We start from the raw sequence: 13387 nt of genomic DNA, 5'->3' as shown, positions 1-13387 counted from the left end.
AAAGTTGCGTAACTAAACGAGACTTCCGTGAAAGATCGTGCTTAATAGAAAAGGTCAAGTTCTCTAGCGGATCAATCAATATGTCAGCGGTACAAAGTCATTGGCGAGAAGTATCCGAGCAAACCGTCGCGGCGACAATAACTTCCGGCGGATATTTTTCTACACCGCCCAAGAGTGCAAGCCAAGTTGTGATTATTGTAGAACGCAAGGAAGACTGGGCCTCGTACTTCCCCAGTGAAGATATTGTCACTGCCCAGGAATACCTCGAACACCCCCGGGAGAACGAGGCCGGCAAACGGGTACAGGTCATCAACCTGTGCCGCAGCTACAAGTACCTGGGGCATGGCTATTACTGCTCGCTGCTGGCCGAGGCGCGGGGGCACAAGGTGATTCCGTCGGTGCGCACCATCAGCGAATTGACGAAAAAATCGTTGTATGGCCTGGCCCTGGATGACCTGGATAAAACCCTCGACAAAGCATTGAGTCATCACCTCTACAGTAATACCGAAGGTTTTACCCTGACCCTTTATTTTGGTCGAACCAATATTGAGCCGTTGCAGGATTTGGCCCGGCAGTTGTTTGAAGCGTTTCCGTGTCCGATCTTGTTAGTTGAGTTTCGCAAGCATAACGGCTGGCATATCGAAGGTATCAAGTCCGGGGTGCTGCATAAGTTGCGCGATGATCAGGAAGATCAATTCGCCCACGCCCTGGACAACTTCAGCCGCAGGATCTGGCGTCAACCGCGCTCCCGGCGCCTGGCCCGTTATGACCTGGCAATCCTGCATGATCCCCAGGAGCAGCTGCCGCCGTCCAATGCCAAGGCCCTGGAAAATTTCGTGCGGGTGGGCAGGGGCTTGGGGATTGATGTCGAGCTGATTGAGCGCAAGGACTACGCGCGACTGGCCGAATACGACGCCTTGTTGATCCGCGAAACCACCAGTGTCGACAACCACACCTATCGCTTCGCCAAAAAGGCCGAGAGTGAAGGGCTGGTGGTGATGGACGACCCGGCGTCGATCCTGCGTTGTACCAATAAGGTCTACCTCACGGACCTGCTCAACAGCCATCAATTGGGCATGCCCGCTACCGAAATTCTGTACAAGGAACGACCGGAAGATTTCGAACGGGTTGGCGAGCGCCTGGGCTTCCCCCTGGTGCTGAAAATCCCCGACGGTTGTTTCTCCCGAGGGGTGATTAAAGTGGAAAGCCAGGAGGCGCTGCTGGCCGCCACGGCAGAGTTGTTCGAACACTCGGTGTTGCTGCTGGCCCAGGAGTTTTTCTATACCGAGTACGACTGGCGCATCGGCGTACTCAACCGCAAGCCGATCTTTGCCTGCCAATACTTTATGTCCAAGGGCCATTGGCAGATCTACAACCACAAGGCCATCGGCCAGGATATCAACGGCGAGTGCCGGACCCTGGCGGTGCACGAGGCGCCCAAGGCCGTGGTGGAACTGGCGGTCAAGACCGCTAACCTGATCGGTGACGGGTTATACGGCGTGGACCTGAAGCAGTCCGGCAACAAGGTGGTGGTGATCGAGGTCAACGACAACCCGAACATGGACGCCGGGATCGAAGACGCCTACTTGCAGGACGACTTGTACTCCCTGGTGCTGGAGGAGTTCGTGCGCCGCCTGGAGCTCAAACGCCAGGGCCAGGTCTGGTGATCTGCTTTGAGCTCAATGAGGGCGCGCTGCGCCGCACCGAGCGCGAAAGTGCCGAGGTCCTGCTGTTCAGCAACCCCGACAGTGATGAGCGTGAATTGCTGCGCGAGCGCTACAAGGTCGATGAGCATGCGCTGGCGTCGGCACTGGATCCGGACGAGGTGTCGCGTATCGAGTTCCATCCAGACAACCTGTTTCTGATCTGGAAGCGCCCGCAAAACTACTCCGGGGGCAGCAACCTGGTGTTTGAAGTGTCGTCTTGCGGCTTGCTGTTTTCACCGGACCGTGTGCTGGTGATCGCCACCGACGACAGCCAGCTGTCCGGCCTGGGCGCGCGCCGGCCGCTGCATACACCGTTGGATGTACTGCTGGACCTGCTGCTGAACAACATCCATCACTACCTGGGCCACCTCAAGGTGATCAAGCTGGTCGCCCGGGAATTGCAGCAGCAGTTCAACGCCTCCATGAGTAACCGCCACCTGATGCAAATGTTCAGCCTCAGCGAGAGCCTGATCTATTACATCAACGCGCTGCACAGCAACGGCGCGGTCTTGACGCGTTTGCGCAACCATGGCGAGAAGGAGCATTTCAGCCCGCAGACCCTGGGCTTGATCGACGACCTGATCATCGAGAACAACCAGTGCTACAAGCAGGCGGAGATTTATTCCAATGTGTTCTCCGGGCTGATCGACGCCCGGGGCAACCTGATGAACAACAGCATGAACAACCTGCTGCGCAAGCTGACACTGATCAACGTGGTGTTCCTGCCGCTGAACCTGATCGCCAGCATTGGCGGCATGTCCGAGTTCAGCATGATGACGGCCGGCACGCCGTGGTGGGTGGCGTACCCGCTGTTTTTGCTGGCGATGGCGTTGGGCGCCGCAGGGATGGTGCTGGGGCTCAGGCGGATTGCCAGGGGCGGCGACAAAGCAGGGTGACTGGGCCCCACTTTGCTGCCGGTGTGGGAGGATTCAGGCACCCGCCTGCAGCGTCAGCACTTCAAAGCCATCCGCGGTGACCGCCACCGTATGTTCCCACTGGGCCGACAGGCTGTTGTCGCGGGTCACCACGGTCCAGCCGTCCTTGAGGCTGCGCACTTTGGGGCTGCCCTGGTTGAGCATCGGCTCGATGGTGAACACCATGCCTTCGCGCAGGGTGAGGCCGGTGCCCGGGCGGCCGAAGTGCAGGATTTGCGGCTCTTCATGCATTTCCCGGCCAATCCCGTGGCCGCAATACTCGCGCACCACGCTGTAGCCATTGGCCTGGGCATGGCTTTGAATCGCATGGCCGATATCCCCCAGGCGCGCGCCGGGTTTGACCTGGCGAATACCGGCCCACATCGCCTCGAACGTCTGCTCCACCAGGCGCCGCGCCTTGGGCGCGACAGCGCCGACCATGTACATCTTGCTGGAGTCGGCGATAAACCCTCCTTTTTCCAGGGTGATGTCGATATTGACGATATCGCCGTCCTTCAACACATCCTTGGCATTTGGCATGCCGTGGCACACCACTTCATTGATGGAGGTGTTGATGCAGAAGGGGTAGTCATACTGCCCGAGGCTGGCGGGGCGGGCCTGCAGGTCCTGGCGGATAAACGCCTCGACGGCCGCATCCAGTTCCAGGGTGGTCTGGCCGGCCGCGACCCGGCTGTCGAGCATCGTGAACACCTGGCCCAGCAGGCGCCCGGCTTCGCGCATCACGGCGATCTGTGCAGGGGTCTTGATCATCAGATGCGCCCCCGGATCAGGTCGGGTTTGTCGAGCAACAGCTTGTTGATCAGATCGTTGTAGGCCAGGTGTGGATTGAGTTCGGCCAACAGGCCGATCTTGATCCAGAACTCCGCCTGGGCGTTGATGGAACGGTCCATGGCGGCGCTGGCCAGACGCAGTTGTTCATGCAGTTGATCGGTGATCTTGACGATGCCCATGAGCTTCACTGTGTAGGATTGATATACAAAGCGTATATGTTTCGTATATCGCCCGTAAAGCCCTGCAGTTGACTTGCCACAGAGCGCCGGTTAGTTTTGCGCCATGACTGTTCAAACCTATCGTTCCCAGCCAAGCATTATTACCGCCATTCCTCATTTGGCGGGATAGCGTTCGGCTGTACCCAAACCCGCCCTAGAGGCGGGTTTTGTTTTTCCGTCTCCAGGGCTCCGTAAAACGCCAGGAGACACCCATGAGTAGCCCCTTGCTGCTTGAGCAATACGTGAAGAAGATCCTCGCCGCGCCGGTCTACGACCTGGCGGTGCGCACCCCCTTGCAGGCGGCACCGGCACTCTCGGCGCTGCTCGGCAATCAGATCCTGCTCAAGCGTGAAGATCTGCAGCCGACGTTCTCCTTCAAGATCCGTGGCGCCTACAACAAACTGGTGCAACTGAGCGATGAGCAAAAAGCCCGCGGCGTGATCACGGCCTCGGCGGGCAACCATGCCCAGGGTGTGGCGCTGGCGGCGCGTGAGTTGGGAATCAAGGCGACGATAGTCATGCCCAGCACCACGCCTGAATTGAAAGTGCTGGGCGTGCGCTCACGAGGCGCTGAGGCGGTGTTGCAGGGCGCGAGCTTCCCGTTTGCCCTGGCCCATGCATTGCAGTTGGCTGAACAGTCGGGGGGCACCTTTGTATCGCCCTTCGATGATCCCGACGTGATCGCCGGGCAGGGTACCGTGGCCATGGAAATCCTGCGCCAGCAGCAAGGTGCGCTGGACGCGATCTTCGTCCCGGTCGGCGGGGGTGGGTTGATCGCCGGCATCGCGGCCTACATCAAGTATTTGCGCCCGCAAGTGCGGGTGATTGGCGTGGAACCTGAAGGCTCCAGTTGCCTGCTGGCGGCCCTGAATGCCGGTGAACGGGTGATACTGCCCAGCGTGGACAGCTTCGCCGATGGCACCGCAGTGGCGCAGATCGGCGCCCACGGTTTTGAAATCTGCCGTCATTATGTTGATGAGGTCATCACCGTCAGCAACGATGAACTGTGCAGTGCGATCAAGCTGATCTACGACGATACCCGCTCCATCACCGAACCCTCCGGCGCCCTGGCGGTGGCCGGTATCCGCCGCTACGTGACACGTACCGGGGCCCAGGGGCAGACACTGGTGGCGATCAACTCCGGGGCTAATATCAACTTCGACAGTTTGCGCCACGTGGCCGAGCGGGTGGCGGCGCGAGAGCACCGATTGAATGTGGAAGTTGCCGAGCTTTAGCAAAGTCGCCCCCTGTGGGAGCGGGCTTGCCCGCGATGGCGGTGGTTCAGTCACTATTCTCGGCGGCTGACAGACCGCCATCGCAGGCAAGCCAGCTCCCACATTTGATTTGTGGTGTGGCCATACTTTCCTGCTCGCAGAGCCCCCAGTGGGATGGTTCAGTCATTATTTTCGGGGGCTGACAGACCGCCATCGCAGGCTAGCCAGCTCCCACATTGGGTTTGTGGTGGAGCCATACTTTTCTGCCCGCTGAGCTCTCCCTGTGGGAGCGGGCTTGCCCGCGATGGCGGTGGTTCAGTCACAGCAACTGGTGGCTGACGCAGCGCTGTAGCAGGCAAGCCCACACACATTCTGGCTGTGGCGTTACTGCGCGCTCGCCTTCTCGACGGTAGGCGATGCCGACCAGATTCGGTAACGCACTTCGACATCTTTTGGAACATATAAAACGATGGGCAATTTGCTGTTGTAACGCAGCACAAAACCGTCACCGACCACCGGCACAAAACCCTCGTGGGTCTTGCCTTCGGGGCAGGCCATCAGGGTGCTCATGGGGCCGCTGACCTTCTCCAGGCGGTAGAACGGGTAGCCCCAGCCTTCGAGGTTTTTCTCTTCCAGTACACCACCGAGCCGCTGCTGGTTGCAGTCCACCGGCAAGGTTTTACCGGCGAGGATTTCAACCTTGAAGTCCTGTTCCTGGGGCTTTGCCGGCAAGTGGATGACCTGGCGAACCTGGCCGGCATCGGCCTTGGGGTAGGGCGCGATATCTTCCAGCTTGGCGGCATTGGCCTGGGCGGCCAGCACGCTCATGGCCAAAACGGAAAACAGAGTGAAGGGCGAAGAAGTCATGGGACGTCCTTATCTTGGGGTCAATAAAACAGTCGCGGCCACGATGCACGCCAACGTCCGGCAATGCAAACCAGCAGCAACGCATATAAGGGTAGCGGGTGCTTATGAGGAAAGGATCCTACGCCGACAGGCACAAGGAGTAGGCTTTGCAGTTGAACGCGCCTGCCAGGGTTGGCAAGGCGTGCAGTCAACCGTCCTGACGCGGCGGTCAGACTATTGAGAGCTATAAAAATTCATTGGCGGTCTCAAAAAAGGAGAGGTTTAGCCATGTTTTCGGAATTGGAGTTACGCGGCCTTATTGAAGGAAGCTTCCTGCCCAGACGTTGTGAATGCATCAAGGCCCAGGATGCGTCATTGACCATCAAAATCTATGACGACGATGGTACCGACCTGACTGTCACCGGCATCCAGGCCAATAAACTCGACAGCAGTCGTGCCATCTGCAATCTGATCACCGAGTTGCGTGAGGATCTCAAACACGCCCATGCACCCGCCCCGCGCAGGGCGGGCGCCAGGCTCTACTGATCAGCCCACGGTTGGTTTGCGGGCCTGGATAAACCCCAGGCCCAGCACTAACTCCGTGCCCACGCCCAGCAGAATTCCCGGGCCGGCATGGCCATTGAGCCATTCGCCAATCCCTAGCGCGGCCAATCCCAGGCAACCGACAATAAACCCCGATACCAGCGCGCTGCGCGTGGGTGACGGGGCGGTATGGCGCAGGCGATAAAACATGATGCCGATTGCCAGGAACAGCATGGCATTGCGTCGCGCCACCAGGCCGCTGGCATCGGTGTATTCCACTCCCCAGAGCCACAGTAGCAGGTCGGGCCGCACTCCCCAGGCAATCGCAAGGGCCAGGCACAGCGCGGCGGTGAAGGTGGAGAGTGCGTGGAAACTGATGCGCATGGCGAGTCCTTTCGGCCGTTTCAGAAGGGCCCAAGCCTACGCTGTGAGGTAAGCCTCAGACAAATCCGATACGGCAGCTTCCCTTCTCACTGCTAGTGTTTCGCCACATTTTTCGCCAGTGGCTGAGGTAGTGCGTGCAGCAAAAAATCGCAGCAGAATTTCTCGGCACCTTTTGGTTAACCTTTGGCGGCTGTGGCAGCGCCATCCTGTCGGCCGCGTTTCCGGGCCTGGGTATTGGGTTTAGCGGGGTCGCCCTGGCGTTTGGCCTGAGCGTGTTGAGCATGTCCTATGCGGTGGGCAGCATCAGTGGCGCGCATTTCAACCCGGCGGTGACTGTCGGCCTGTGGGTCGGTGGACGGTTGCCGGGGCTGGATGTGCTGCCCTATATCATTGCCCAGGTCGCCGGGGCGACGGTGGCGGCGGCGATTCTCGCACTGGTCGCCAGTGGCCGGCCGGGCTTTGAAATCGGCGAGTTTGCCGCCAATGGCTATGGCGCGTTAAGCCCGGGGCAGTACAGCCTGCTGGCCGCCGTGGTGGTGGAAGGTGTGGGCACCTTCTTCCTGGTGTTTATCGTGATGCGGATGACTGCCCCCGGTGTGGCGCCGGGGTTTGCGCCGATTGCCATCGGCCTGACGCTGACCCTGATTCACCTGGTGTCGATTCCCGTGACCAATACCTCGGTCAACCCGGCCCGCAGCACCGGGCCGGCATTGTTTGCCGGGCCTGATTACCTTATGCAGCTCTGGCTGTTCTGGCTCGCGCCCCTGGTTGGCGGTGTGATCGGCGCGTGGGTGGCCCGGGCAATACGGGAGCGCCCCAATCGCGATTACCCGTGCAATTGATGGCGGTAGGGCAGGTCTGGCCCGGTCTTGCCGCAGGTCAGCGCCGCAGCGCTGATGGCAAACCTGAGCATTGTGTCGATCTGTTCCCTGGTCAGGCTGCGCACACCCTCCACGCAATCCAACTGCTGCTCGGTGAGCCAGGCAATCAGGGCGGCCTGGAAGGTATCGCCGGCGCCCACCGTATCAGCCATCACCACCTTGAGCGCCGGCGCCGACCAATTGCCATGCTGGCGACTGAACACACTCGCGCCATCGCCGCCACGGGTCAGGAAAACCAGCTGGCAACGGTGCTGCAACCAGCCTTGCAGCACGCTTTCGGGGGCCTGGCCTGGGTAGAGCAGGTGCAGGTCTTCATCGCTGACCTTAATCAGGTCGGCATGCTGTACCCACTCGGCCACGCGCTGGCGCCATAGTTCGATATCCGGCTGCGGGTTCAGGCGCACATTCGGATCGAGGCTGATCAAGCGCTTGCCGCTTTCCCGGCGGACCAGGGCCAGCAGGCTGTCGGCGACCGGCTGCACCACCAGGGAAAACGAACCGAAATGCAGGCCGCGTACCCGAGCATCGAGGGCAGGCAGATGCTCGAGCTGCAACTGCCGATCGGCACAGCCTTCACCCCGGAAGCTGTATTGCGGCGAGCCATTGGCCCCCAGGGCGACCATCGCCAGGGTGGTCGGTGCGGCAAACTCCACCAGGTACTCGTCGCTGACCCCTTCATCCCTGAGCACCTGGCGCAGGCGTTGGCCCAGGTAGTCGCTGGACAACCCGGCGAACAGCCCGGCCTCGATCCCCAGGCGGCGCAAACCTACGGCCACATTGAACGGCGAGCCGCCGGCAATCGCCTTGAAATCGACTTTGGAAGCCTGCCCGCCGGCATCCTCCTGGCTGAAAAAATCAAACAGCGCTTCGCCACACACCAGATACATAGTTACTCGCTCTTAAAGGGTTGCCACATGCTGTTGATAGCGTTCATAGGCCTGCTGGTAAGCCTTGACGCTGGCGGCCACAGGCTGAGTGCGGCTGGCCGGGTCGAGACTGACGCAGCGTGTACACAGTGCCTGCAGGCTTTCGCCGGACTGGCACCACGCGGCCTGGATCGCCGCGCCCAGGGCTGCCGCTTCGCTTTGTTCGGTACAGATCACTTCGGTGTCCATGATATCGGCGACCATCTGCCGCCACACCGGGCTTTTCGAGCCGCCACCGATCAGGCGGATACTGTGGCTTTGCAGGCCGGTCTGGCGCAACAGGTCCAGGCCCTGGCGCAAGCCGAAGGTGGTGCCTTCGACCACCGCGCGGCACAGGTTGGCACGGGTCAGGTTGGTCATGGTCAGGCCGTGCAGGCTGCCGGTTGCGTGGGGCAGGGCGGGCACGCGCTCGCCATTGAGAAACGGCAGCATGCTCACGCCCTCGGCGCCAATCGGCGCCTGGGCCACCAGGGCGTTGAATGCCACCAGGTCCAGCTCGAACAGTTCGCGGATGACCCCGGTGGCATTGGTCAGGTTCATGGTGCAGATCAGCGGCAGCCAACCGCCGCTGGAGGAACAGAATGTCGCCACTGCAGCCTGGGCGCTGACATTCGGTTGGTCGGCAAACGCGTACACGGTGCCCGATGAACCGAGGCTCATGGTAATCACCCCGGGAGCAATATTGCCGGTGCCAATCGCCCCCATCATATTGTCCCCGCCGCCACTGGACACAATGGCACCGGGATTGATCCCCAGGCGCTCGGCGATCGCCGGCAGCACAGTGCCCAGTGCCTGATTGGCTTCGATCAGGGTTGGCAACGCCGCTTCCAGGCGCCCGCTGGGGTCGATATGCCGCAGCAACGGCAAATCCCATTGCCGGGTGCGCACATTGAAATAACCGGTACCCGAGGCGTCGCCATACTCGGCGCAGGCACGGCCGGTGAGCCAATAGTTGAGGTAGTCGTGGGGCAACAGGAGATGGGCGATCCGCGCAAACACCTCCGGGTGTTGCTCCAGGGTCCATAACAGTTTGGACACGGTGTAACCCGGTGCGATCGCCACGCCAAGCCGCTCCAGGGCGCCGCTTTCACCGCCCAGGTGCTGCAGCAGTCGGGCGTTTTCCGCGCTGGTTTCGGTGTCGCACCACAGCTTGGCCGGGCGCAACACCTGGCCCTGATCGTCGAGCAGCACCAGGCCATGTTGCTGGCCGGAAACGCCGATGCCGAGAATGTCCTGGCCGTCCACCCCGGCTTGCTGCAAGGCGCGGTGGGTGGATTCGGTCAAGGCGTCCAGCCATTCCTGGGGGGGTTGCTCGCGACGGCCGTTGGCGCCGCTGATCAGGCTGTGTGCAGCAGCGCCCAGGCCCAACACCTTGCCGCTGGCGGCATCGAGGACGATGGCTTTGGTGCCTTGGGTGCCGCAGTCGATGCCCAGAAACAGAGATTGGCGAGTCATGGTGGTTACTCAGCAGGCAGTAGGGTGAAAACCCGATCAATGTGGGTTTCTTCAGTGGGTAAGTCGTTTCAGGGTCTCTGTGACACCGTTATCGCGCAAACTGGCAAAACACCGCTCAAACGCTGCCACAAATTCCGCCGAGTTGGGAATCGCCGTGCCAAAAATCTCTTCTACACCCAGCAACCGCTGACTGATCAATGCGTCATCCGCCACCAGCGCCCGGCAGAAATCGGCGCGGGGATCGGGGATTCGGTAGCGCACGCCGTTCTCATCCACGCCCTGCAGGTACAAGGCCCAGGCCGCCACCACCAGTGCCGCCCGCTCGGTGTCGCGGCCCTCGGCAATCAGGCGGTTGATGGTCGGTACGGTGAATTTGGGAAACTTCGACGAACCATCGGAACACACCCGCTCCAACTGATCGGCAATCGCCTGGTTGGAAAAACGCTGCACCAGGGTCTGCTTGTACTCGGTCAGGTCAATGCCCGGTACTGGCGCCAGGTGGGGGGTCACGTCCAGGTCCATGTAGGCACGCATATAGGCGACAAACAGCGGGTCGTTCATGGTCTCGTGGACAAACCGATAGCCCTTGAGAAACCCCAGGTAGGTCAGGGCCAGGTGGCTACCGTTGAGCAGGCCGATCTTCATTTCTTCATAGGGCGTGACGTCATCGGTGAACTGCACGCCCACCTGTTCCCAGGCCGGGCGGCCGTTGACGAACTTGTCTTCCAGCACCCATTGCACAAAGGGTTCGCACACCACCGGCCAGGCATCGTCGACGCCGTGTTCATCATGCAATTGCAGGCGGTGCGCGGTGCTGGTCATCGGTGTGATGCGGTCGACCATGGCGTTGGGAAAACTCACATTGGCCTGGATCCAGTCATGCAGGTCGGCGTCGCGCAGCGCGGCGAAGGCCAGCAGCGCCTTGCGGGTCACGGCGCCGTTGTGCGGCAGGTTATCGCAGGACATCACCGTGAACGCCGGGATGCCTGCAGCACGGCGCTGGGTCAGGGCTGCGCAGATAAAGCCGAACACCGTGGTGGGGGTGTCGGGGTGGGCCAGGTCGTGTTGGATCTGCGGCAGATGGGCCATAAACTCGCCGTTGCTGTCGTCGATGCAGTAGCCGCCCTCGGTGATGGTCAGCGAGACGATGCGAATCTGTGGGCTGGCCAGTTTGTCGATCAGCGCCTGGGCCCCGTCTTGCGCCAGCAGCATGTCGCTGATGGCACCGATTACACGCACTTCGGTGTCGTCGGTATCGCCCAGTTCGTACAGGGTGAACAGATAGTCCTGGCCGGCCAGGTCATCCCGCGCCTTGCGGTCTTCGGCGCGCAAGCCAACGCCGCAGATGCTCCAGTCGAGGCCGACCCCAGTGTTCATCAGGGCGTCGGTGTAGTACGCCTGGTGCGCGCGATGGAAACCGCCGACGCCGATATGGGCGATGCCCTGGCGCGTATCGGCGAGGGTGTAGGCGGGCAGGCGCACTTCGGGCGCCAGTTGCGTGAGGTTTTGCTTATTGAGTTTCATCAACGGTTCTCGCGAAATCAGGCGGCGGCGCGCAGTGGGCGAGCCACGGCAACACCGTCGGTGTCGAACAGATGGCAGTGCGCCGGGTTCAGGTGCAGTTGCAGGGTTTCGCCATACTGGCTGGCCATATCGCCACGGATCCGCAGGGTCAGCGGCTCGCCATTGGCGGTGAGCACATGGCAGAAGGTGTCACTGCCCAGGCGTTCGCCAACGTCGGCGGTGACGGTCAGGGTGGTATCGCCCGGTGCGGCCAGCTCCAGGTGTTCGGGGCGAATGCCCAGGGTCACTGCGCTGCCGACGCTCAAACTGGCGCTGCTCAATGGCAGGCTGATCAGGGTCCCGGCCTCCAGTTGCACGTCGCAGCCCTGGCCGTCGACACGGGTCACCTGGCCCTTGAGAAAGCCCATTTTCGGCGTCCCCAGAAAGCCCGCGACAAACAGGTTGGCCGGCTGGTGATACAGCTCCAGCGGCGAGCCGACCTGTTCGATGCGCCCGCTATTGAGCACCACCACCTTGTCCGCCAGGGTCATGGCTTCGACCTGGTCGTGGGTCACGTAAATCATGGTGGCCTGCAGTTCTTTATGCAGGCGCGCCAGTTCCAGGCGCATTTGCACGCGCAAGGCGGCGTCGAGGTTGGACAGCGGCTCGTCGAACAGGAAGATCTTCGGGTTGCGCACAATCGCCCGACCGATGGCCACGCGCTGGCGCTGGCCGCCGGACAGCTGCTTGGGCTTGCGCTCCAGCAGCGGCCCCAGCTCGAGGATGCGTGCCGCTTCACTGACTTTGCTGTCGACGATCTGCTTGTCCACACCGGCCAGGTCCAGGGCAAACGACATGTTCTTGCGCACGCTCATATGCGGGTACAGCGCGTAGGTCTGGAACACCATGGCCAGGTCGCGCTTGGCCGGGGTCACTTCGGTGATATCGCGGCCATCGAGCTCGATGGTGCCTTCAGTCACTTCCTCAAGGCCGGCAATCAGGCGCAGCAGGGTTGACTTGCCACAGCCCGACGGCCCGACGAACACCACGAACTCCTTGTCGTTCACTTGCAGGTCGATGCCCTTGATGATGGAGAAACCTTCGAAGCTTTTTTGCAGATTCTTGATTTTCAGGTTGGCCATGATGGGCCTCCTTTTTATAAGGGGTCGTTATTTCACTGCGCCGAAGGACAGGCCGCGCACCAGTTGCTTCTGGCTGATCCAGCCGAAGATCAGGATCGGCGCGCAAGCCAGGGTCGAGACGGCGGACAATTTGGCCCAGAACAAACCTTCGGGGCTGGAGTAGGAGGCGATCAACGCGGTCAACGGCGCGGCATTCGAGGAGGTCAGGTTCAGCGACCAGAACGCCTCGTTCCAGCACAGGATCAGCGACAGCAACACGGTGGAGGCCAGGCCGCCCTTGGCGATGGGCAGCAGCACCCGCACCATTTCCTGCCACAGGGTGGCGCCGTCCAGGCGGGCGGCTTCGAGGATGTCCTTGGGGATATCCTTGAAGTAGGTGTAAACCATCCACACCACAATCGGCAGGTTGATCAGGGTGTAGATGATGATCAGCGCGATGCGCGTATCCAGAAGGCCCATGCTCTTGGCCAGCAGGTAGATGGGCATCAGCACGCCCACCGGGGGCAGCATCTTGGTCGACAGCATCCACAGCAGCGTGCCCTTGGTGCGCTGGGTTTCGTAGAACGCCATGGAGTAGGCCGCCGGCACCGCAATCAGCAGGCACAAGGCGGTGGCGCTGAAGGAAATCACCACCGAGTTCCAGGCGAAGCTTGCGTAGTTGCTGCGCTCGTTGATGTGCAGGTAGTTCTCAAGGGTGGGCGTGAATATAAATTGCGGCGGCGTGGCAAAGGCGTCGATTTCGGTCTTGAAACTGGTAAGCACCATCCAGAAGATCGGGAAGAAAATCACGATCGCGATGGCCCAGGCCAGGGTGCCGAGCAACAGGCTTTGCAGGCGGCGGGATTGTTGAAGTGTCATGGCGC

At 61.1% G+C, this 13387-nt stretch carries 14 protein-coding genes; 5 read left to right on the top strand and 9 right to left on the bottom strand.

Annotated elements, in window-relative coordinates; all coding sequences use genetic code 11:
* Positions 1–80: 80 nt before the first annotated feature.
* Complete coding sequence (locus PSH80_RS13525; protein WP_057959451.1) at positions 81–1667, top strand: RimK family protein; 1587 nt, start codon at positions 81–83, stop codon at positions 1665–1667.
* The gene (locus PSH80_RS13520) at positions 1661–2602 is read left to right on the top strand and encodes a magnesium transporter CorA family protein (protein WP_305420582.1); all 942 of its coding nucleotides are present in this window, start codon (positions 1661–1663) and stop codon (positions 2600–2602) included. The genes PSH80_RS13525 and PSH80_RS13520 overlap by 7 nt, the downstream gene beginning before the upstream one ends.
* Positions 2603–2635: 33 nt before the next feature.
* Here the strand turns inward: PSH80_RS13520 and map are convergent, their stop codons facing one another.
* A complete protein-coding gene (map, locus tag PSH80_RS13515; RefSeq protein WP_198792138.1) occupies positions 2636–3391 on the bottom strand; it encodes a type I methionyl aminopeptidase in 756 nt (251 codons plus the stop codon).
* Positions 3391–3591 (bottom strand): ParD-like family protein, encoded by a 201-nt coding sequence (locus PSH80_RS13510; protein ID WP_198792137.1) that lies wholly within the window; start codon positions 3589–3591, stop codon positions 3391–3393. The genes map and PSH80_RS13510 overlap by 1 nt, the downstream gene beginning before the upstream one ends.
* Before the next feature lie 251 nt (positions 3592–3842).
* Here PSH80_RS13510 and ilvA point away from each other — a divergent pair, with 251 nt between their 5' ends.
* A complete protein-coding gene (gene ilvA / locus PSH80_RS13505) occupies positions 3843–4865 on the top strand; it encodes a threonine ammonia-lyase, biosynthetic (RefSeq protein ID WP_198792136.1) in 1023 nt (340 codons plus the stop codon).
* Positions 4866–5228: 363 nt separating this feature from the next.
* On the opposite strand, the gene eco is transcribed toward ilvA, so the two are convergent.
* A complete protein-coding gene (eco, locus tag PSH80_RS13500) occupies positions 5229–5711 on the bottom strand; it encodes a serine protease inhibitor ecotin (RefSeq protein ID WP_057436648.1) in 483 nt (160 codons plus the stop codon).
* A 267-nt stretch (positions 5712–5978) separates the two neighbouring features.
* Between eco and PSH80_RS13495 the strand changes: the two genes are divergently transcribed.
* Positions 5979–6236 (top strand): DUF1652 domain-containing protein, encoded by a 258-nt coding sequence (locus PSH80_RS13495; RefSeq protein ID WP_057436646.1) that lies wholly within the window; start codon positions 5979–5981, stop codon positions 6234–6236.
* On the opposite strand, the gene PSH80_RS13490 is transcribed toward PSH80_RS13495, so the two are convergent.
* Positions 6237–6617: a hypothetical protein gene (locus PSH80_RS13490; protein ID WP_305417083.1), complete on the bottom strand. Its 381-nt coding sequence runs from the start codon at positions 6615–6617 to the stop codon at positions 6237–6239. It abuts the gene before it with no gap.
* A 134-nt stretch (positions 6618–6751) separates the two neighbouring features.
* On the opposite strand from PSH80_RS13490, the gene aqpZ reads away from it, so the two are divergent.
* Entirely contained in the window at positions 6752–7459 is a 708-nt protein-coding gene (gene aqpZ, locus PSH80_RS13485; protein ID WP_057959454.1) for an aquaporin Z, read from the top strand.
* Here the strand turns inward: aqpZ and PSH80_RS13480 are convergent.
* From PSH80_RS13480 to PSH80_RS13460, 5 genes are read right to left on the bottom strand one after another with little or no spacing between them, the layout of a single operon-like run.
* Complete coding sequence (locus PSH80_RS13480) at positions 7444–8385, bottom strand: carbohydrate kinase (RefSeq protein WP_200660606.1); 942 nt, start codon at positions 8383–8385, stop codon at positions 7444–7446. The two genes, aqpZ and PSH80_RS13480, sit on opposite strands and share 16 nt — an antisense overlap.
* A 12-nt stretch (positions 8386–8397) precedes the next feature.
* Positions 8398–9879 carry a xylulokinase gene (xylB, locus tag PSH80_RS13475; RefSeq protein ID WP_057959455.1) on the bottom strand — a complete coding sequence of 494 codons (1482 nt, stop codon included), beginning with the start codon at positions 9877–9879 and terminating at the stop codon, positions 8398–8400.
* Positions 9880–9930: 51 nt separating this feature from the next.
* Positions 9931–11403: a mannitol dehydrogenase family protein gene (locus PSH80_RS13470; RefSeq protein ID WP_057959456.1), complete on the bottom strand. Its 1473-nt coding sequence runs from the start codon at positions 11401–11403 to the stop codon at positions 9931–9933.
* A 17-nt stretch (positions 11404–11420) separates the two neighbouring features.
* The gene (locus PSH80_RS13465; protein ID WP_305417077.1) at positions 11421–12524 is read right to left on the bottom strand and encodes an ABC transporter ATP-binding protein; all 1104 of its coding nucleotides are present in this window, start codon (positions 12522–12524) and stop codon (positions 11421–11423) included.
* Between the two features lie 27 nt (positions 12525–12551).
* Positions 12552–13382, bottom strand: a complete 831-nt coding sequence (locus tag PSH80_RS13460) for a carbohydrate ABC transporter permease (RefSeq protein ID WP_057436636.1) — start codon at positions 13380–13382, stop codon at positions 12552–12554.
* Positions 13383–13387 lie beyond the last annotated feature (5 nt).

The sequence above is a fragment of the Pseudomonas sp. FP818 genome, from assembly GCF_030687335.1.
Lineage (GTDB): Bacteria > Pseudomonadota > Gammaproteobacteria > Pseudomonadales > Pseudomonadaceae > Aquipseudomonas > Aquipseudomonas shahriarae.
The sequence above is the reverse complement of the archived record's forward strand: the minus strand, read 5'-3'. Positions and strand labels throughout refer to the sequence as shown.